Source organism: Nocardia sp. NPDC056064, from assembly GCF_042266925.1.
Lineage (GTDB): Bacteria > Actinomycetota > Actinomycetes > Mycobacteriales > Mycobacteriaceae > Nocardia.
In genome coordinates, this window is sequence record NZ_JBHJWO010000001.1 from 2746219 (window position 1) to 2764271 (window position 18053).

Annotated in this window: 19 protein-coding genes; 10 read left to right on the plus strand and 9 right to left on the minus strand. The window is 67.5% G+C overall.

Annotated features, from left to right (window positions below; all coding sequences use genetic code 11):
* Window positions 1-5 precede the first annotated feature (5 nt).
* Complete coding sequence (locus ACFC06_RS12590) at window positions 6-569, plus strand: TetR/AcrR family transcriptional regulator (RefSeq protein WP_375929867.1); 564 nt, start codon at window positions 6-8, stop codon at window positions 567-569.
* Window positions 570-605: 36 nt separating this feature from the next.
* Window positions 606-1043, plus strand: coding sequence for a VOC family protein (locus ACFC06_RS12595; protein ID WP_375929868.1), 438 nt, complete (start codon window positions 606-608; stop codon window positions 1041-1043).
* Between the two features lie 10 nt (window positions 1044-1053).
* Here ACFC06_RS12595 and ACFC06_RS12600 read toward each other — a convergent pair whose 3' ends face one another.
* Complete coding sequence (locus ACFC06_RS12600; protein WP_375929869.1) at window positions 1054-1398, minus strand: DUF1801 domain-containing protein; 345 nt, start codon at window positions 1396-1398, stop codon at window positions 1054-1056.
* Window positions 1399-1495: 97 nt separating this feature from the next.
* Between ACFC06_RS12600 and ACFC06_RS12605 the strand changes: the two genes are divergently transcribed.
* A complete protein-coding gene (locus ACFC06_RS12605) occupies window positions 1496-2479 on the plus strand; it encodes a type IV toxin-antitoxin system AbiEi family antitoxin (RefSeq protein WP_375929870.1) in 984 nt (327 codons plus the stop codon).
* A 232-nt stretch (window positions 2480-2711) separates the two neighbouring features.
* Here the strand turns inward: ACFC06_RS12605 and ACFC06_RS12610 are convergent, their stop codons facing one another.
* The 6 genes from ACFC06_RS12610 to ACFC06_RS12635 form a co-directional block, all read right to left on the minus strand.
* On the minus strand, window positions 2712-3182 hold the full coding sequence (locus ACFC06_RS12610) for a hypothetical protein (protein WP_375929871.1): 471 nt from the start codon (window positions 3180-3182) through the stop codon (window positions 2712-2714).
* Window positions 3183-3186: 4 nt separating this feature from the next.
* Window positions 3187-4149, minus strand: coding sequence for a BsuBI/PstI family type II restriction endonuclease (locus ACFC06_RS12615; RefSeq protein ID WP_375929872.1), 963 nt, complete (start codon window positions 4147-4149; stop codon window positions 3187-3189).
* A complete protein-coding gene (locus ACFC06_RS12620) occupies window positions 4146-5657 on the minus strand; it encodes an Eco57I restriction-modification methylase domain-containing protein (RefSeq protein ID WP_375929873.1) in 1512 nt (503 codons plus the stop codon). The genes ACFC06_RS12615 and ACFC06_RS12620 overlap by 4 nt, the downstream gene beginning before the upstream one ends.
* A gap of 101 nt (window positions 5658-5758) precedes the next feature.
* Window positions 5759-6613 (minus strand): hypothetical protein, encoded by an 855-nt coding sequence (locus ACFC06_RS12625; protein WP_375929874.1) that lies wholly within the window; start codon window positions 6611-6613, stop codon window positions 5759-5761.
* A 21-nt stretch (window positions 6614-6634) separates the two neighbouring features.
* Window positions 6635-7741, minus strand: a complete 1107-nt coding sequence (ychF, locus tag ACFC06_RS12630) for a redox-regulated ATPase YchF (RefSeq protein ID WP_375929875.1) — start codon at window positions 7739-7741, stop codon at window positions 6635-6637.
* A 12-nt stretch (window positions 7742-7753) separates the two neighbouring features.
* On the minus strand, window positions 7754-8590 hold the full coding sequence (locus ACFC06_RS12635; protein WP_375929876.1) for a helix-turn-helix transcriptional regulator: 837 nt from the start codon (window positions 8588-8590) through the stop codon (window positions 7754-7756).
* A 2-nt stretch (window positions 8591-8592) separates the two neighbouring features.
* Between ACFC06_RS12635 and ACFC06_RS12640 the strand changes: the two genes are divergently transcribed.
* Window positions 8593-9189: a YbhB/YbcL family Raf kinase inhibitor-like protein gene (locus ACFC06_RS12640; protein ID WP_375929877.1), complete on the plus strand. Its 597-nt coding sequence runs from the start codon at window positions 8593-8595 to the stop codon at window positions 9187-9189.
* A gap of 5 nt (window positions 9190-9194) precedes the next feature.
* Here the strand turns inward: ACFC06_RS12640 and ACFC06_RS12645 are convergent, their stop codons facing one another.
* Entirely contained in the window at window positions 9195-10118 is a 924-nt protein-coding gene (locus ACFC06_RS12645) for a zinc-binding alcohol dehydrogenase family protein (protein ID WP_375929878.1), read from the minus strand.
* 225 nt (window positions 10119-10343) lie between these two features.
* Between ACFC06_RS12645 and ACFC06_RS12650 the strand changes: the two genes are divergently transcribed.
* Together ACFC06_RS12650 and ACFC06_RS12655 are read left to right on the plus strand one after the other, a co-directional pair.
* A complete protein-coding gene (locus tag ACFC06_RS12650) occupies window positions 10344-11189 on the plus strand; it encodes a helix-turn-helix domain-containing protein (RefSeq protein ID WP_375929879.1) in 846 nt (281 codons plus the stop codon).
* Window positions 11190-11193: 4 nt separating this feature from the next.
* Entirely contained in the window at window positions 11194-11604 is a 411-nt protein-coding gene (locus ACFC06_RS12655; RefSeq protein ID WP_375929880.1) for a VOC family protein, read from the plus strand.
* Between the two features lie 84 nt (window positions 11605-11688).
* Here the strand turns inward: ACFC06_RS12655 and ACFC06_RS12660 are convergent, their stop codons facing one another.
* Window positions 11689-12852 carry an esterase/lipase family protein gene (locus ACFC06_RS12660; protein WP_375929881.1) on the minus strand — a complete coding sequence of 388 codons (1164 nt, stop codon included), beginning with the start codon at window positions 12850-12852 and terminating at the stop codon, window positions 11689-11691.
* A gap of 603 nt (window positions 12853-13455) precedes the next feature.
* Here ACFC06_RS12660 and ACFC06_RS12665 point away from each other — a divergent pair.
* From ACFC06_RS12665 to ACFC06_RS12680, 4 genes are all read left to right on the plus strand, one after another.
* Window positions 13456-15708, plus strand: a complete 2253-nt coding sequence (locus ACFC06_RS12665; protein ID WP_375929882.1) for a carbon starvation CstA family protein — start codon at window positions 13456-13458, stop codon at window positions 15706-15708.
* Window positions 15705-15944 carry a YbdD/YjiX family protein gene (locus tag ACFC06_RS12670; protein WP_375929883.1) on the plus strand — a complete coding sequence of 80 codons (240 nt, stop codon included), beginning with the start codon at window positions 15705-15707 and terminating at the stop codon, window positions 15942-15944. Before ACFC06_RS12665 ends, ACFC06_RS12670 begins: the two co-directional genes overlap by 4 nt.
* 78 nt (window positions 15945-16022) lie before the next feature.
* The gene (locus tag ACFC06_RS12675) at window positions 16023-17525 is read left to right on the plus strand and encodes an AlkA N-terminal domain-containing protein (RefSeq protein ID WP_375929884.1); all 1503 of its coding nucleotides are present in this window, start codon (window positions 16023-16025) and stop codon (window positions 17523-17525) included.
* Window positions 17522-18034 carry a methylated-DNA--[protein]-cysteine S-methyltransferase gene (locus tag ACFC06_RS12680; RefSeq protein WP_375929885.1) on the plus strand — a complete coding sequence of 171 codons (513 nt, stop codon included), beginning with the start codon at window positions 17522-17524 and terminating at the stop codon, window positions 18032-18034. Before ACFC06_RS12675 ends, ACFC06_RS12680 begins: the two co-directional genes overlap by 4 nt.
* Window positions 18035-18053: the final 19 nt, after the last annotated feature.

Below are 18053 nucleotides of genomic sequence, written 5' to 3' on the forward strand. Positions count from 1 at the left end.
GAATCGTGTCGGATCGTCGTACTCAGATCATGGAAGCCGCGGTGCGCGTCATCGCCCAGGACGGCGTGCGCGGACTGCGGGTCGACAAACTCGCCGCGACCGCCGAGGTCTCCACAGCCCTGATCTACTACCACTTCAAGGACCGCGCGGGCATCCTGCGGGCCGCGCTCGCCCACATCAACCATCGCGCCCAGACCTACACCGACGCACCCACCACCGACCCGCGCGCCCGCCTCGAACAGATGCTGCTCCAGGAACTCCAGGACACCGCCGACGTGCGCGAAACCAGCCTCGCCTGGGGTGAACTGCGAGCCACCGCCGCCTTCGACCCCGAGCTGCGCACCCCGCTGCGCACCACCACCGAATCCTGGAACGCCGATATCGCGTCCCTGATCCGCGCGGCGACGGACGCGGGCAGCGTCGCCACCACAGTCGATCCGGCCGACGCCGCCGAGCGCCTCACCGCGCTGGTCGAGGGCCTCAGCGAACGATGGCACAGCGGTTCGCTCACCCTCGCCCGAGCCCGCGAACTCCTCGCCGGCGCCATCGCCCTCGAGTTGCCGACCTGACCCTCGTTACGCTCGACACCGTCCTAGACTCGCGCCATGACCGTGAGGATGAACAACGTCGGCATCGTCGTGGAAGACCTCACCGCGGCGATCGAATTCTTCCGTGTACTCGGCCTCGAACTCGAAGGTCAGGGCGCCGTGGAAGGCGAATGGGCGGGCCGTGTCACCGGCCTGGGCACCCAGCGCGTCGAGATCGCGATGATGCGCACCCCCGACGGCCACAGCCGCCTCGAACTCTCCCGCTTCCTCGAACCCGCCGTCATCGCCGACCACCGCACGGCCCCCGTCAACGCCCTGGGCTACCTGCGCGTCATGTTCGAGGTCGACGACATCGACGCCACCCTCACCCGCCTGCGCGCCCACGGCGCCGAACTCGTCAGCGACGAAGTCGTCCGCTACGAAGACGTCTACCGCCTCTGCTACCTCCGCGGCCCCGAAGGAATCCTCCTCGGCCTCGCCGAAGCACTCCACTGACCGCCGCGGTTCACCGCGCCCGGTTGACCCGCACCGCCTCGTTGATCAGCGCTTTGAACGCCTTGGCATCGAGCTCGTCGTCCTCGTGCAAATCGATCGACCGCCCCACCGGAGCCTGCAGACTGGCATTGAACAGCCCCTCCGGATCCTTCACCGAAGACCCCTTGGCGAAGTTCACCTTCACCTTCCCCTTGTACATCTCCAAGGTGCAGATCAACCCGTCCAACGAAAAAGCCGGAACCCCCTCAGGATTCGACGGCTTCTTCCACTTCATCTCCTCGACCACATCCGGCTCCGCCGCCTTGATCAGCGCCCGAATGTCCTCCACCCGCCCGACCCGCCAGTCCTCAGCCATCCCCCGATGATAAGCCGCACCTCACACGTTGAAGCGGAACATGCGGAGAGCATCCGCCATGTTCAATATTTCAGCATGTTCACTTAAACTGAACAACATGGATGGTCGAACGCACGACAGCGACATCGCTCGCAGGCTCGCCGAGGTAGCGGCGGCGATCTCGATCGATCTCCGGATCCTGGACTGGACCTCACCCCAGACGGCCCTCGTCGAAGTCGGCCGGAAGAGCTCCAGCACGGTGTACCAGATGGCGTGGTTGCCCCATGCGACCCTGTCAGCGCTCGCCCGTATCGACCAGCAGTCCGGCTCTCATCGCCTGCTCGTCACCAGCTCCCAGATCAGCAGCCGAACCGCCGACGCGCTTCGGGACGCCCACATCGACTTCATCGACTACGCGGGAAACGCCCACTTGGACTTCGGTCAGATCCTCATCGACATCCGGGGACGCCGCAGCGCACTGACGCGCCAGGACCGCCGACACACCGAAGCCAATCTGTTCAGCGCAAGACGAATGCAGGTCCTCTTCGGGATCTTGTCGTGGCCGGGCCTGCTCGATGGGCCGGTTCGCAGCATCGCCCAGACGTCAGGTACATCTGTCGGCATCACCCAATCGACGCTGGAAATCATGAAGGAGTCCGACTACCTGGTCGGAAGATCGCTCCATCGCCGAGACGAACTCCTGGATCTCTGGTCCGCCGCGTATCGAGGCACCCTCCTGCCGAAGATTCGGGAACACACCTACGCAGGCGACATCCGGAACTGGACCCCACCGCCGGGACACCTGGTCAGCGGCGAATCTGCGGTCGACACCATCAGACACCCCCAAACGCTGACGGTCTACACCCGAGACTTCGATCCCATGGTGGCCATACGCAACGGCTGGCACAGATCCGACAATCCGAACATCGAAATCCGCCAGAAATTCTGGACCGAACCCGCCGGTGCCACCGATCCCCAGCCATTCGGCGCGTTCACGGACTCGGCAGCACCACCGGTCCTGGTATACGCGGATCTCCTGGCGTCGAAAGAACCACGACAGGCCGAAGTCGCGGAAGCCTTGAGGAGAGACGACCTTGTTTGATCCTGAGCGCATCGACGCACAGTCAGCGGATCTGATCGACAAGGTGATCGCCGAACTGGTATCGGCCGCCGGCGCGAACGACGCGTCGATCATGATCATCGGCGCACACTGGCAGCTCATGATGTCCTTCACTGCGCTTTACGAGCTTCACCCTGTGCGATCGGTGCGGCGCGGTGGTGCCGGTGTTCGTGGACTCGCAGCCCTGAGCTGCGCCGATCAACCCCTGCTCGATTCAACCGGTCCGGTTGGCGAACGGACGTTTGCCGTACATCGTCACGAACTCGGCGATCATCGCCTTTTCCAGCGCGCGGGCGTCGGACTCCTCGCGCCAGCCGACCAGCAACTCCGCGCTGTCGGTGAGCTGCCAGATCAACCGGCCGCCCCAATGCCCGACCGGCTGCCCGGCTCCGTGCCGCCGGTATTCGTTCAGCCGCTTACGCATCCCCCGCTTGCCGGACACGCCAGCGTTGGCCTTGCCGATGTAGATCACCGATTCCCCAGGCACCCAGGACGTTTGCAGTTCGGACACGGGCACGGTGGGGTCTTTGCCCTTGAACCACCCGGCCGGACTCTGCGGCAGGAACACGGGCGGTGCCGACGCTGGCCGGGTGACCACGTAGACACCCAGCCCCGTAGGCACATCGCTCTTCAGCAGGTCAGCGAAGGGTACGAAGCCCTCAAATCCAGCCAGGTCGAACGTCATTGGCCTACGGTTTGCTCTCGTACGGCCCCAGGAACCGCTCGCCGTTGAAGTGAATGAGGTGCGTCGGGTTGTCCGCGCACCAGACTTCGGTCTCCCAGGCGATCTCAGCAAGGTACTTCCGCATTTCGACCCGAGACGGGAAGCACGAGACATACACAAGCCCGGCTGTGGAGTGCTGGAACAACTCGCTCAATTCGCGGTGGCGCTTGGCATCGACCGGGCCGTGTGACGACGCAGCTTCCAGCAGCACCAGCCAGTTCTTGGCGGGCAGGTAGACCACCAAGTCGGGCATCTTGCCGTGCTGGTCTACCGTCACGCCAAGCGCAGCCAGCGCGGCTTCCTCGAACACCGCCCATTTCGCGTCGGCGTCGCCGACGTAGAGCACTTCACCGCCGGGCGTGTAGTACCCGCAGAAGTCCTCCACCATTTGCTTGATGAGGACATTCTGGCCACCGGGGCTGAGCGTTAACGGCTGACCACTCGGCAAATTGACCGGGATTCGATGCATTTCTCGGGCGGCGTCGTACTGGGCTTTCAGACCAGGAACCGCAATCAGATGGTCGAGAAGGAGCGTCGCATACTCGGAGGAGCCGAAAGCGCGGACTACTTTGAGGGCGTTTGCGTGTACCTGGTAGCACCACTTCGGCGAATTGACCGGGCGGTCAGGCTGGTCGGGATTCTGCTCAATGAGCAGGGCGTCGGCGAACTGGTGCAGGGTGAATCGGCGAACCGCCTCGCGCGTGTTCGGTGCGTATTGAACGTCGAACTGCTCGCTGATCCAGTCCATGATCGCTCGGGTACCGAGCATCGGATTCGCGGCATTCGACCAATCGTCGCCGGGGCCGAGTTCAAGCAGTGCCAGGAGAACCAGAGCTGAGCGCTCGTTGGTCCGCTCGCGGTCGAAACCCAGGTCGGAGAGGAGCTGCCGCGCCTCGGTGATCGTCTGAGCGTTCGGGTCGATCGTCATACGTCGTGGTCCCCCAGCAGGTGCTCGCGCACCAGTGCGTCGATTGAATCTTGATCGGGCAGAACGGGTGTGCGGCCGAGCCCGAGAGAGCGCAGAGCATCGGCCGTCGGGTAACGAAGCGTTCGTAGGTCGGTCGCGTTCACCTGCGTGTGACCCGAGAACGTGCGGAAGAACTTGTCCACGGCCGTGCTGTTGAGCCATAGGCTCAGGCCGACGGCCGTCGCGAGGTCCAGGCCTTCGCCGCCGGAGTGAAAGACGTTCACGTGGTTCTCGAACGCGACCGGGGTCGCGCCGTCAGTCTCGGGGTTCCAGACAGCCGCCACGATGCGCCGCCGCTCCTCTTTTGCCGAGAACCGCTTCACGAGTACGTAAGCGCCCGTCGGCATAAGGAGCTTGCGGTCCTTTTCGGTGTGGGCCGCGAAACCTTGGGGCTTTCGGATTTCCCTCGGCCACTCGACAACGCCGTTGCGGAGATTGCCGGGGTAGATCAACGGCACGGAGCCCGGCTCAGGACCATCCAGCAGGCATTCGCGAGAGCGGAAATCCACGACTCGGCCTGTAGAGATATGGAGGTCGATATCCGTCAGCGTGGACGGCATCAACGCCATGAGTTCGGCAACAGCCGTATCGGCGTCGCCCGCGCTGATTCGCAGAAATTGATGGGGATCGCCGGGGCGCACGATCTCGTCATAATCCACGACGTGTTCGACGGCGGTGTCCGTGTGCCCGCTGCTCACGCTGAGCATGACCTTCTCGCGGTCACCGCCGCGCGTAGCCGACAAGACGATGTTCTCCTGGAGCACGCCCGTGTCGGCGAAGACAGTCGAGCGTGACTCGAAGGTGTGAAGTCGGTCGAGGGCGAGTTCACCGAGGAGGTAGCGGCGGAACTGCTCGAAGTACGGCCCGTTCGCGAATGAACGTGGTGTGATGGCGACGAGCTGCCCACCGGCATGGAGCGCGTCCGCGCCAAGCGCCAGGAACGCAGCGTACAAGTTCGGGCAATCAACCACCGCCTGGCGAAGTCCCTTTCGATGGTCTGATCCCGCTGCGAGCTTGGCATACGGCGGATTCATGATCACTATGTCGAACCGCTCGCTCAAGGCATCCTCGAACATGCCCGCCGTACGCAGCTCGATGAAATCTCCAACGACGACGCGAGACGTGACCGTGGCACCGCGTTCGCTGGCGGTGCGTGCGCAATCGTCCAGGGTCGCCCCCGCGAAGTCCGCCACGACAGGGTCGATCTCTACGGCCACGAGATCGACAGACAGATGTGGTGCCTCGGTGAGCACCCGTTCGATCAGCGCGGCAGTCAGGGAACCGGACCCTGCACCTGGGTCGAGAACTCGGAGCGTCCCCGTCTGCGGTAGGCGCGGTAAACCGGCGATGAGCTGCGCGGCACGCTCCGGGGTAAAGAACTGGCCGAGACGTGCCTGATGGTCAGCGTCGAGCGTCGCAAGCGCTTCGACACGTCGGCGCTCGGCGCGTTGCAGTAGTCCCGTGGTCATGCGGCCACTGTATTGCAGTCGTCCGACAGAACGACCGTGCGCGCGGTCATTGTCACCGCTGTGTCCGGCCAGCCCGTCACGGACGTTTCGCATTGCGTCGATCACTGATCCTGATCGACCCGACGGAGAATGTTCGCGAGCAGGATCACGGCGTCGGCCACGATCCCGGCGTCCCGGCGGCTGGGGAACGGCCGGTGCTTCACCTTGTGAGCCAGCTCGGACACCTTGTTCGCCACACCACGGACTTCCTCGTTGTCCTTGCCTGCAAGCGAGTCCTCTACGTAGCGGCCGAGTCGCTGCTTGGTCTTGTCCACCGGTGGCTCGGTTTCGCCCTCGCGCAGGTGCTGCGCCGGGTCGTAGACCGTTCGGCTCAACGTCTCCAGCACCGCGACACACCTGTTCCCTACGTCGCGGAAGTCCTGCGGTGTGATGGCTGATCTGAACCGTTTCCGCAGCTCAGCAATTTCCGTATCGACTGCGGGCCAACCAGTGCCCGCGTGCGGTGATACCGCCACCGCCGTACCGGCCGAGAAGGCCGCTTCCTCAAGCTGATAGAGCTGTTCGAAGACGGGATCGAAGAACGTGCTGAGGATGTCTCTTCGGGCCTGCCACGAGCCCGAGGCTTCGTTCCGAAGCCAGTAGCCACGAAATGTGCTGTAGTCCCGCCACGGCAACGACAGCCGAATCCCGTGCCGCTCCAATGTCACGCGGAGACTTCGCTGTGCAACCGAAATCTCGTCGTTGTTCAGCCGCTCCGTGCCATCCGTGCCGTACGACTCCAGCTCGCCATGCACCAGCCGCGTGAGGGCTATCGCGGTCGAGAGATCATCTTCGTCCGGCAGCGGTCCGCTGCGAAGACTGTTCAGGAGGTCCGTCCGCAAGAAGAGCTTCGGCGAGCCGACGCCCCACGGGTCATCGGTGTCGTGCGCCTCGATGAAGAAGTCGTCTACCTGCATGTTTATCCAGAAGCCGGGGGCCTACTTGGCAGCGGCCTTGCCACCTGACGTTGTTTGAAAACGGAACTCGACGACGTCGCCGTCGGACATGACGTAGTCCTTGCCTTCCATGCGGACCTTGCCTGCCGCCTTGGCGGCGGACATGGAGCCGGCTTCGACGAGGTCGGTGAAGGCGACGAGTTCGGCTTTGATGAAGCCGCGTTCGAAGTCGGTGTGGATGACGCCTGCGGCCTTGGGGGCGGTGTCGCCCTGGTGAATGGTCCAGGCTCGGGCTTCCTTGGGGCCTGCGGTGAGGTAGGTCTGCAGGCCGAGGGTGTGGAAGCCGGCGCGGGCCAGGGCGTGCAGGCCGGGTTCGGTCTGGCCGATGGATTCGAGGAGTTCGAGGGCGGACTCGTCGTCGAGTTCGAGGAGTTCGGCTTCGACCTTGGCGTCGAGGAAGACGGCGTCGGCGGGGGCGACGGCGGCCTTCAGTTCGGCGACCTTGGCCTCGTCGGTGAGCACCGATTCGTCGGCGTTGAAGACGTAGAGGAACGGCTTGACGGTGAGCAGCGAGAGTTCGCGCAGCAGCTCGGCGTCGATCTTCTTGCCCGCGGCGAACAGGGTGGTTCCGTCGTTGAGGAACTCCTGGGCGACCTTGGCGGCGTCGAGCAGCGGCTTGCGGTCTTTCTTGACCTTGGCTTCCTTCTCGAGGCGCGGGATGGCCTTCTCGAGGGTCTGCAGGTCGGCCAGGATGAGCTCGGTCTCGATGACCTCGATGTCGGCGGTGGGGTCGACCCGACCGTCGACGTGCACCACGTCGTCGTCGGCGAACACGCGCACGACCTGGCAGATGGCGTCGGCCTCACGGATGTTGGCCAGGAACTTGTTGCCCAGGCCCGCGCCTTCGGAGGCGCCCTTCACGATGCCGGCGATGTCGACGAAGGACACCACGGCGGGCACGATCTTCTCGGAACCGAAGATCTTCGCGAGCTCGCCCAGCCGCGGGTCGGGCAGCGGGACCACGCCGACGTTGGGCTCGATGGTCGCGAACGGGTAGTTCGCGGCCAGCACGTCGTTCTTGGTCAGCGCGTTGAACAGGGTCGACTTTCCGACATTGGGCAGGCCGACGATTCCGAGGGTGAGGCTCACGAGGATCAGATCCTACGCGGTGATCCCCCGCAGCCTGGTGGCGCCCAAGCGATCGGCGCGGGCGAGGACGAGGCTGTGCACGGCACGCGCGGCGGCGGGACCGATCGGGGTCACCACCGCCAGGACCTGACCGGACCCGTCCGGCGCGGCGAGCATGTCGTAGGAGACGGGGATCTCGCCTGCCTCGCGATGACGGATCAGTTTGGTTCCGAAGCTGCGTTCGCGCACGGTGTGGTCGTCCCACCAGGTGGCGAACTCGGGACTGGCGCAGCGCAGTTCCTCGATGATGCGGTCCAGTTCGGGATCGCCGGGGTACCGGGTGCGGTTGCGGCGCAGGTGGCCGACGGTCTCGCGGGCGATCTGATCCCAGTTCGCCTGCGTCGCGCGGGAGGTGGGGTCGAGGAAGATCATGTTCGCGACATTGATCCCGGCGACGAATCCGTCGCCGAACAGCGCCGCGGAGGCGTCGTTGCGCGCGAGGACATCGAAGCGGTGGTCCATCAGGTAGCCGGGCCAGGGCAGGCTGTCCAGGATCAGGTGCAGCGAGGCCCGCACCGGTCCCGGGGTGTGCGGTGCGGGCGGCGCCTCGCCCCGGGCCAGCAGATGCAGGTGTGTGCGCTCGGCCGGACCCAGCCGCAGCGCGTCTGCGATGCCGTCCAGGACGCCGGAGCCCGGGGTTCCGGCCCTGCCCTGTTCCAGCCGGATATACCAGTCGACGCTGACGGCGGCCAGCTGCGCCACTTCCTGCCGCCGCAGGCCGGGGGTCCGGCGGCGGCCGGTCTCGGGCAGTCCCGCCTCGCGCGGACTCACCCGCTCGCGCGCGGCACGCAGGAAGGAACAAGGAGTCACCCATGACCATCGCCCGCACCCTGGCGAGCATCGCACTGCCCGCTGTCGCGCTGCTCACCACCGCCTGTGGTGACGCGGGCACCCCGGCGGACGATACGACCGCCGTGCGGTCCTACATTCCGGCCGGGACCCCGACGTTCACCGTCACGAGTCCCGATCTGCCCGACGGCTCGGAGGTCCCCGGCGCGGGTTTCGCCGCGAGCCTGGGCTGCACCGGCGACAACGACGCGCCCACCATCACCTGGTCGGGCGCGCCTGCGGCGGCGAAGAGCTTCGCGCTCACCGTGTTCGATCCCGACGCGCCCACCGGCTCCGGCTTCTGGCACTGGCTGACCTGGGACATCCCGGCCACCGCGACCAGCGTCACCGATCCGGCCCCGGCGGGCGCGGTCGCGGGCACCCACACCGCCGGGGGTACCGGCTATCTGGGTCCGTGCCCGCCGGTCGGTGACCCGGCGCATCGCTACCGGTTCACCGTCCTGGCGCTCGACACCCCGAGCCTGGGGCTGCCGCCGACGACACCGCCCGCGCTGGTCACCTTCACCCTGCGCGATCACATCATCGGCGAAGGTCACCTGACCGCCACCGCCCGGCGCTGACCGGATCAGGGAACCAGTACGACCTTGCCCAGGTTGGCCCGCTGCTCGATGACCGCGTGCGCGGCCGCCGCGTCGTCGAGGGCGAACTCGGCGTGCACGACGGGGTGCAGCAGCCCGGAGGCGTAGTACTGCCAGACCTCCTGGCGCAGGTCCTCGTAGCGGGCCGGGTCGCGCTGGGCGAGGCGGCCGATGCGGAAGCCGGTGAGGGTCTTGCCGCCGGCGAGCAGGTCCTCGGCGTCGATCAGGCCGCCGCCGGTGCCGTAGGTGACCACGCGGCCACCTTCGGCCAGCCCGGCCAGGGTGCCGCCGAGACCGGTGCCGCCGACGCCGTCGAGGGCGTAGTCGGCCTGCTTGCCGCAGTGCAGCTGGTCGTAGGTGAACACCTCGTCGGCACCGAGTTCGCGCACGAAATCGGCCTTGGCCGGGTCCGAGACGGCGGCGACGACCCAGGCGGCGCCGCGCACGCGGGCCAGCTGGACGGCCAGGTGGCCGACACCACCGGAGGCGGCGGTGACCAGGGCGGTCTCGCCCTCGCGCGGGGCGGCGGTGTCGAGGGCGCCGAGGGCAACCAGGCCGCTGCGCATGAGCGCGACGGCGTCGACGGCGGACGCGCCGTCGGGGATGGCGCTGGCCTGGTCGGCGGCCAGCACGACGTATTCGGCGTAGGCGTCGGAGGTGCACAGGCCGACGACGCGGTATCCGGCGCTGTAGCCGTCGACCCCGTCACCGACGGCGACGACCTCACCGGCGACCTCGGCGCGTGATTCCTGCGCGACCGGCTGGGCGCTGATCCGCCGGATCGACGACAGCGTGACCCCGATGGCCTCGACCCGGACCAGCAGCTCACCGGCGCCGGGCACCGGCACCTCCGCCGCGACGACCTCGAGCGCCTCCGGACCACCGCTGCGCTCGTACTGAACCCGCCGCATGACACCTCCTACAGATTTGGGCGAAGGCGCAACGTTAACCGGCCGAGTGCGCGTTTCCACAGGCCATGGACGTGTGAGTGCGAAATCTCACCGACTCCGCGACACTGCGGAGAGCACCTTCACGAAACGGTTACCCCACCCCGGTGGCCGGGACGCGTGCGTCATCCCACACCGTCGCGGGCTTGACGGACGCCGACCGCGCCGTCCCGGCGTAGCGTGGCCGGTATGGAGCCGAGCACCGAGGTGGTGACCGCGGCCCCCGCGCCGGTGCTGGCAGCGTTCATCGACCGGTACGTGGGCTACCGGCTGGCGGGCTTCGCCCCCGGCCTGCACCGCGGGCTGCCCTCGCGCCACATGACCTTCATCGTCGCGATCGGCCCGACCATCGACGTGGTCGCCCAGACCGATCCCCGTCAGGCGCCGGGCAGCTACCGCTGTGTGCTCAGCGGCCTGCAGGCGAGCCCGGCGATGATCGCGCACACCGGCTTCCAGGAGGGCATCGCCATCGAGCTGACACCGCTGGGCAGCCGCGTGCTGTTCGGCATGCCCGCGCGCGAACTGTGGGATGTGTCGATCGAATGCACCGACGCGCAAAGGATTTTGGGTGATCAGCTCGCCGATGCCGTGCAATCGCACCGGGATTGGCCGGACCGCTTCGCCGCCTGCGACCGGGCACTGCTGGCCGCCGCCCGCACCGAGTCGCTGGCCGGGCCCGAATTGACCTGGGCCTGGCGCACTCTCGTCGGCACCGGCGGCACCTGCGAGATCACCCCGCTGGCCGAGCGGATCGGCTGGAGCCGCCAGCACCTGACCCGCAAGTTCACCGCTGAGTTCGGCGCGAGCCCGAAACTGGCGGCCAGGATCATCCGCTTCGAACGCGCCCGGCACATGCTCGCGGCCACGCCCTCGTTCGTCTCCATCGCCCAGGTCGCCGCCGCCTGCGGCTACTACGACCAGGCCCATCTCGATCGCGACTTCGCCGAACTCGCCGGCTGCTCGCCCACCACCTGGCTGACCGAGGAGGAGGTTCCATCCGTCCAAGACCCGAGTACCGCCGACACACGAGGCTGAATCCATGGACACCACAACCAACACCGTGACCGGCGTCTGGCCCTGCCTGGCCTTCGACGACGCCCGCGCCATGATCGAATTCCTCACCACCGCCTTCGGTTTCACCGAGACCGCGGTCTACGCCAGAGCAGACGACCCGTCGGTCGTCGAGCACGGGGAACTGCGCTGGCCCGCGGGCGGCGGCATCATGTTCGGCTCCACCGGCCGCGACGAGTCCCCCTTCGGCAGCCGCCCCGCCGGCACCGCCTCCCTCTACCTGATCACCGACGACCCCGACGCCCTCCACGCCCGCGCCACCGCCGCCGGCGCGCGGATCATCCGCGGGCTGCGCGACGAGGACTACGGCTCCCGCGGCTTCAGCGCCGCCGACCCCGAGGGCAACCTCTGGAGCTTCGGCACCTACACCGGGGAATGAACGAACGCGGTGGGCGGCTGGAGTAGCCGCCCACCGCGTCCGCCGGTGCCGAGAATCGCGGTCGGTCACCGAGGGTTCGACAAGTTACAGCGAACCACCCCCTCCGACCAGCCACGGGTTGAACTCGCACACCAGGTTCGGGCTGCTCGCCGGGTCCAGCGCGCGCAGCGCGATCGACAGGGCCCGGGGCGAGTACATCATCGTCAGGTGGTCGGAGACGTCCTGCTCGCAGCCGTCCTGGAGGGTGATGTTGTTGACCGTGGCACCCGGCCCGGCCTTCAGGAAGGTCAGGTCGTAGGGGTTGGTCACCTCGTCGTAGCGGGTGCCCACGACCGTGTAGTCGACCCCGGCGACGGTGTCACCGTTGGCGTTGAGCTGGTTGACGAAGTCCGAGCCGATGGTCTGCTGGATGCCCGCGTGGCCGACGAAGATCTCGATGAACCCGAGGATGTCGATGCCGAGGTTGTTGATCATGCGGCCCAGCGCGCCGATGCCGTCGAGCGAGGTGCCGTGGTGGGTGGCACCGAAGGTGATCAGGTTCTTGACCTTGGCCGCGCCGCCCTCGTACTTGGTGTACCAGTTCGACATCGACCCGCCCTGGGAGTGGGCGACCAGGTCGACCTCGTCGGCGCCGGTCGCGGCCAGCACCTTGTCGACGAATCCGGCCAGCTGCTTGGCCGAGTCCTGGATGTAGCCGGTGCCCATCACGCCCGGCAGCACCGAACCGAGGCCACCGCCCTCGAGCAGGTTCGAGCGCCCGTAGTTGAAGGTGAAGGTGCAGTAGCCCGCGTCCTTGATCGGCTGGCTCATGTAGGCGTAGCCGTTGTAGGCGTTCATCCAGGTGCCGTGGATCAGCAGGACCGGGCGCGGGTGTTCGGCGGTCGGCTTGCAGTTCCAGTCGTTGGTGCCGGGCGGGGCCGCGTCACCGTTGGACAGGCCGTAGGCGAACGCGGGCAGGAACGCCGTCTGCCGCGGCCCCCAGCCCTTGGTGTCGCTGGAGTAGCCGCCCGCCGACCCCGAGCTGGAGCCCGAGCCGCCGTAGCAGTCCCCCGACCCGTTGCCCGAGCCCGTGCCCGACCCCGAGTTGCACCCCGACCCCGACGCACTGCCGCTGTCCGCGATGGCACCCGCGCCGATGATCTCGGCCAGCGCCTGCTCGGTGGGTTCGGAGGTGGGATTCGCCGAGGCGCCGGCCCCGGACAAGGCGACAGCGAGAGCGCTGACGCCGATCATCACTGCCGCATGCATGCTGCGTCTGCGGCCGCCGGTAGTTCGCATAAAGACTTGCCTTCCGAAGGGAAAAGGATTCGGCCCATGAGCCGCCCCGAACCTAAGGCGAGAACTACGCGAAATCGTCCCGGTACCACCGCATCTGGACAGTTCACGAACTGATCACGAAAAACCCCATGGCCACACACAGGAAATAGTCGAGCATTTCCGAGAACGACAATTCGACACCACGACCACCCACCTGACCAGGGCAGAAACACCGACACAGTGATCCACAACAGGCAACCCGATGAATTCACTGTCACCACTACACAAAACCCGAACAACTCCCCGCAACAACAACATCCCGACCCCGAGGAGGGATCGCCGACGAAGTCGGCGGTTCGCGCCCGTCCCGTCGATCAGGCGCCGTGGCGTACGCGACGAAGGAGCAAGCCACGGTGCCTGATCGACGGGACCGCCCAAAGGGCGCGAACTCGAGCGCGCCAGCGCTCCAACCAACCCTGAACAAAATTTCATCTTGGCCGCGAGGCCGGAGATCCCGCTCGATCGGCCCGGCCGATCCGCTACCTTGTCCGTGTTCTACCCGAGGCTTGGCGCGTTCGATCAGGAGTTGAGTCAATGGCGACCATCGAGTATCTGCGGACCGAGCCGGATCTTCCTCCGGTCGGTCTCGTCGACCGCACGCCGATCACCCCGGCCAAGAAGGCCGTGTTCGCGGGGATCGCCGTGCTCGGCGCCATCGCCTGGACCGTGGTGGCGTTCGTGCGCGGCGAGTCGGTGAACGCGGTGTGGATCGTGATCGCGGCGGTGTGTACCTACATCATCGCCTACCGCTTCTACGCGCGGTTCATCGAATGGAAGATCACCAAGCCGCGTGACGATGTGGCCACGCCCGCCGAGATCTACGACAACGGCAAGGATTTCATGCCGATGGATCGGCGGGTGCTCTACGGGCACCATTTCGCCGCCATCGCCGGGGCCGGGCCGCTGGTGGGTCCGGTGCTGGCCGCGCAGATGGGGTATCTGCCGGGCACCATCTGGATCATCGTCGGTGTCGTCTTCGCGGGCGCGGTGCAGGACTATCTGGTGCTGTGGGCCTCGACGCGCCGGCGTGGGCGCAGTCTCGGGCAGATGGCGCGCGACGAGCTCGGCGCGGTCGGTGGTGTGGCCGCGATCGTGGCGATCCTGGCCATCATGACGATCCTGCTGGCGGTGCTGGCGCTGGTGGTGGTCAACGCGCTGGGTGAGAGCCCGTGGGGTGTGTTCTCCATCGCGATGACCATCCCGATCGCCCTGTTCATGGGTGTGTATCTGCGGTATCTGCGGCCGGGCAAGGTCGGTGAGGTGTCCGCGATCGGTATCGCGCTGCTGCTGGCGGCGATCGTCGGTGGCGGCATGGTGTCGGAGACCGAGTGGGGCACCGACTGGTTCACCCTCTCGCGCACCACCATCGCCTGGTGCCTGATCGCCTACGGTTTCTTCGCCTCGGTGCTGCCGGTGTGGTTGCTGCTGGCTCCGCGCGACTATCTGTCGACGTTCATGAAGGTCGGCACCATCGTGTTGCTGGCGGCGGGCATCCTGATCACGATGCCGGTGCTGAAGGCGCCCGCGGTCTCCGAGTTCGCGTACAGCGGTACGGGTCCGGCGTTCGCGGGCAGCCTGTTCCCGTTCCTGTTCATCACCATCGCCTGCGGTGCGCTGTCGGGTTTCCACGCGCTGGTCTCCTCGGGCACCACGCCCAAGCTGATGGCCAAGGAGTCCAATGCCAGGATGATCGGCTACGGCGGCATGCTGATGGAGTCGTTCGTCGCGGTGATGGCGATCATCACCGCCTCGATCATCGACCAGCACCTGTACTTCGGGATGAACGCCCCGGTCGGGCTCACCGGCGGCACCCCGGAAGGCGCTGCGGCCTATACCAATTCGCTGGGGCTCGGCGATCCGAAGGCTACGCCCGCGCTGTTCGCCGACGCGGCCGCTGACGTCGGCGAGAACTCGGTGATCTCGCGCACCGGTGGCGCCCCGACGCTGGCGGTCGGTATCTCCGAAGTGTTCCACCAGTTCCTCGGCGGTGAGTCGATGAAGGCGTTCTGGTACCACTTCGCGATCATGTTCGAGGCGCTGTTCATCCTCACCACCATCGACGCGGGTACCCGCGTGGCGCGGTTCCTGGTGTCGGACGCACTGGGCAATTTCGGCGGCGGTTTCCGCAAGTTCAAGGACCCGTCCTGGCGGGTCGGCGCGTGGGTGTGCTCGCTGCTGGTGGTGGCGGGCTGGGGCAGTGTGCTGCTGATGGGTGTCAACGATCCGTTCGGCGGTATCAACGCGCTGTTCCCGCTGTTCGGTATCGCCAACCAGCTGCTGGCCGCGATCGCGCTGACGGTGGTGCTCACCATCATCGTCAAACGCGGGCAGTGGAAGTGGGCGTGGATTCCGGGCGTGCCGCTGGTCTGGGATCTGATCGTCACGATGACCGCCTCCTGGCAGAAGATCTTCTCCGCCGATCCCAAGCTCGGCTACTGGAAGCAGCACAGCCTGTGCCAGTCGGCCAAGGACGCGGGCAAGGGCTGTCTGACGGCCAAGACGCCGGAGCAGGTGGAGACGGCCATCCGCAACACCTTCATCCAGGGCACGCTGTCCATCGTGTTCGCGGTGCTGGTGCTGATCGTGACCGTGGTCGGCGCGTATGTGTGCTTCAAGGCGATCCGTTCGGGGACGGTGTCGAGCACCGAGTCCGAGGAGCAGCCGTCGAAGATCTTCTCGCCCAGCGGTTTCCTGGCCACCTCGGCGGAGAAGGACGTGCAGAAGGAGTGGGACGTGCTCATCGCCGAGGGCAAGGTGAGCGCGCCCGGATCGGCGCACGTGTCGTGAGCGCCGCCCGCGGCCGCTGGGCCGGGCCGGTTGTGGCCGCGGGCTGGGCGTGGCTGCGGTCGGCGGCGCGCGGGGTGGCCTGGTGGTACAGCGCGATCAACGGTGGTCAGGACTACCGCCGGTACGTCGAGCATCGCAGGCGCACCCACCCGGGCGAGCCGATCGCCTCGGAACGGGACTACTGGCGCGAACGCTACGCCGAAGCCGACCGCAACCCCACCAATCGCTGCTGCTGACCGGGCCACGACCCGCCGACGCCCCCTCGGGGGTATGTGGCTGATTTCCGCTAGCGTCGGCGCCTCCGTGCTGACACTGTGGAACCCGTGACGATCACGGCATTGGACTTCGAACGCTGCTACCGCGCGGTGTCGACCAGGGACTCCCGTTTCGACGGGCAGTTCTTCACCGCGGTGCGCACGACCGGCATCTACTGCAGGCCCTCGTGCCCGGCGATCACCCCCAAACGGGCCAATGTCTGCTTCTTACCCACGGCGGCGGCCGCCCAGCAGGCCGGTTACCGGGCCTGTCGCCGCTGCCTGCCCGACGCCGCGCCCGGCTCCCCGCTGTGGAACGTCCGCGCCGATCTCGCCGCGCGCGCCATGCGGCTGATCGGGGACGGGGTGGTCGAACGCGGCGGGGTGCCCGGGCTGGCCGCGACGCTGGGGTACTCGCAACGTCAGCTGACCAGGGTGCTCACCACCGAACTCGGCGCCGGACCGCTCGCGCTGGCCAGGGCGCATCGCGCGCACACCGCGCGGCTGCTCATCCAGACCACCGAGATGCCGATGTCGGATATCGCCTTCGCGGCCGGGTTCGCCAGCATCCGCCAGTTCAACGACACCGTGCGCGAGGTGTTCGCCGTCAGCCCGACGACGATGCGCGGCGAACTGCGGGCCTCGGCACGCAACGATGTCGTCGTTCCGGCCGTGCCCGGGCTGCTGACGCTGCGCCTGCCCTACCGGGAACCCCTCGACACGGCGTGGCTCGGCTGGTTCCTGTCCGCCCACACGGTGCCGGGGATGGAACTGTTCGACGACGGCGTCTACACCCGTAGCCTGCGCACCCCGCACGGATACGCGACGGTGCGGCTGTCGTTGCGTCCGGGCCACGTGCGCGCCGAGCTCGCGTTGCGCGACATGCGCGATCTGGCACCGACGGTCGCGCGGGTGCGGCACCTGCTCGACCTCGACGCCGACCCGCTCGGCATCGACGAGGCGCTCGGTATCGATACCGACGCCGCGGGCCCGGCGAGCCGCGCGGGCTGGTCGCCGGGCATCCGGGTGCCCGGCTGCCCGGACGGCCCGGAGTTGCTGCTGCGCACCATGATCGGTCAGCAGATCTCGGTGCGCGCCGCCGCCACGCACACCGCACGGCTGGTCGACGCGCTCGGCGAGCGGATCGACGGACCGGCACCGCGACTGTTCCCCACCGCCGAGGCGATCGCCGAGCAGGGCGCCGAGATCCTCACCGGTCCGGCCCGGCGGGTCGCCGCGATCGTGGCCGCCGCCCGGGCCATCGCCGACGGCGACCTGGCCCTGCACGCCGGGCGCACCGCGGCCGATCTGCGCCGCGACCTGCTCACCCTGGCCGGGATCGGGCCATGGACGGCCGACTACGTCACCATGCGGCTGCTCGCCGACCCCGACATCCTGCTCGACACCGATCTGGTGGTGCGCCAAGGCGCGCTGCTGGCCGGGGTCGACCTCGACCACACCACCCGCTGGGCGCCGTGGCGCTCGTATCTGTCCATGCATCTGTGGAAGACGGCGCTCGTGGAGCGCGGCGTCATCCCCGCGACCGGAAGCGAAAAACCATGACCACCACCCCTGTTCGTTCCGCCGATATCGCCACCGTCACCACCCCGATCGGTCCGTTCACCGCGATCGTCGATGCCGACGGGGCCGTACTGGCCTCGGGCTGGACCGGCGATCCCGCCGACCTCACCACCGTCATCCACTCGAGCCTGCGACCGGCCGAGCTGCGGCGCCGGGACTCCCTCGGTGCCGTGACCCGGGCGGTACTCGACTACCACGCCGGTGATCTCACGGCGATCGACACGATCCCGGTGCGCCAGCAGTCGGGGGAATTCCTCACCCACGCGTGGGACATTTTGCGCAAGGTGCCCGCCGGTGAGCCGGTGACCTACACCGAGTTCGCTGGGCTGGCGGGCCGTCCGGCGGCGACGCGGGCCGCGGCCAATGCCTGCGCGCGCAATGCGGCGGCGCTGTTCGTGCCGTGTCATCGGGTGCTGCGGATCGGTGGGCAGCTCGGCGGTTTCCGGTGGGGGCTCGAGGCGAAGCGGTGGCTGCTCGCGCACGAACAGTGAGCGATCCATCAGGCCAGTA

Coding starts and splice junctions, on each gene's coding strand:
- ACFC06_RS12595 (WP_375929868.1), top strand. CDS start 606: ATGACCGTGAGGATGAACAACGTCGGCATCGTCGTGGAAGACCTCACC.
- ACFC06_RS12600 (WP_375929869.1), bottom strand. CDS start 1,398: ATGGCTGAGGACTGGCGGGTCGGGCGGGTGGAGGACATTCGGGCGCTG.
- ACFC06_RS12605 (WP_375929870.1), top strand. CDS start 1,496: ATGGATGGTCGAACGCACGACAGCGACATCGCTCGCAGGCTCGCCGAG.
- ACFC06_RS12610 (WP_375929871.1), bottom strand. CDS start 3,182: ATGACGTTCGACCTGGCTGGATTTGAGGGCTTCGTACCCTTCGCTGAC.
- ACFC06_RS12615 (WP_375929872.1), bottom strand. CDS start 4,149: ATGACGATCGACCCGAACGCTCAGACGATCACCGAGGCGCGGCAGCTC.
- ACFC06_RS12620 (WP_375929873.1), bottom strand. CDS start 5,657: ATGACCACGGGACTACTGCAACGCGCCGAGCGCCGACGTGTCGAAGCG.
- ACFC06_RS12625 (WP_375929874.1), bottom strand. CDS start 6,613: ATGCAGGTAGACGACTTCTTCATCGAGGCGCACGACACCGATGACCCG.
- ACFC06_RS12640 (WP_375929877.1), top strand. CDS start 8,593: ATGACCATCGCCCGCACCCTGGCGAGCATCGCACTGCCCGCTGTCGCG.
- ACFC06_RS12645 (WP_375929878.1), bottom strand. CDS start 10,118: ATGCGGCGGGTTCAGTACGAGCGCAGCGGTGGTCCGGAGGCGCTCGAG.
- ACFC06_RS12650 (WP_375929879.1), top strand. CDS start 10,344: ATGGAGCCGAGCACCGAGGTGGTGACCGCGGCCCCCGCGCCGGTGCTG.
- ACFC06_RS12655 (WP_375929880.1), top strand. CDS start 11,194: ATGGACACCACAACCAACACCGTGACCGGCGTCTGGCCCTGCCTGGCC.
- ACFC06_RS12660 (WP_375929881.1), bottom strand. CDS start 12,852: ATGCATGCGGCAGTGATGATCGGCGTCAGCGCTCTCGCTGTCGCCTTG.
- ACFC06_RS12665 (WP_375929882.1), top strand. CDS start 13,456: ATGGCGACCATCGAGTATCTGCGGACCGAGCCGGATCTTCCTCCGGTC.
- ACFC06_RS12680 (WP_375929885.1), top strand. CDS start 17,522: ATGACCACCACCCCTGTTCGTTCCGCCGATATCGCCACCGTCACCACC.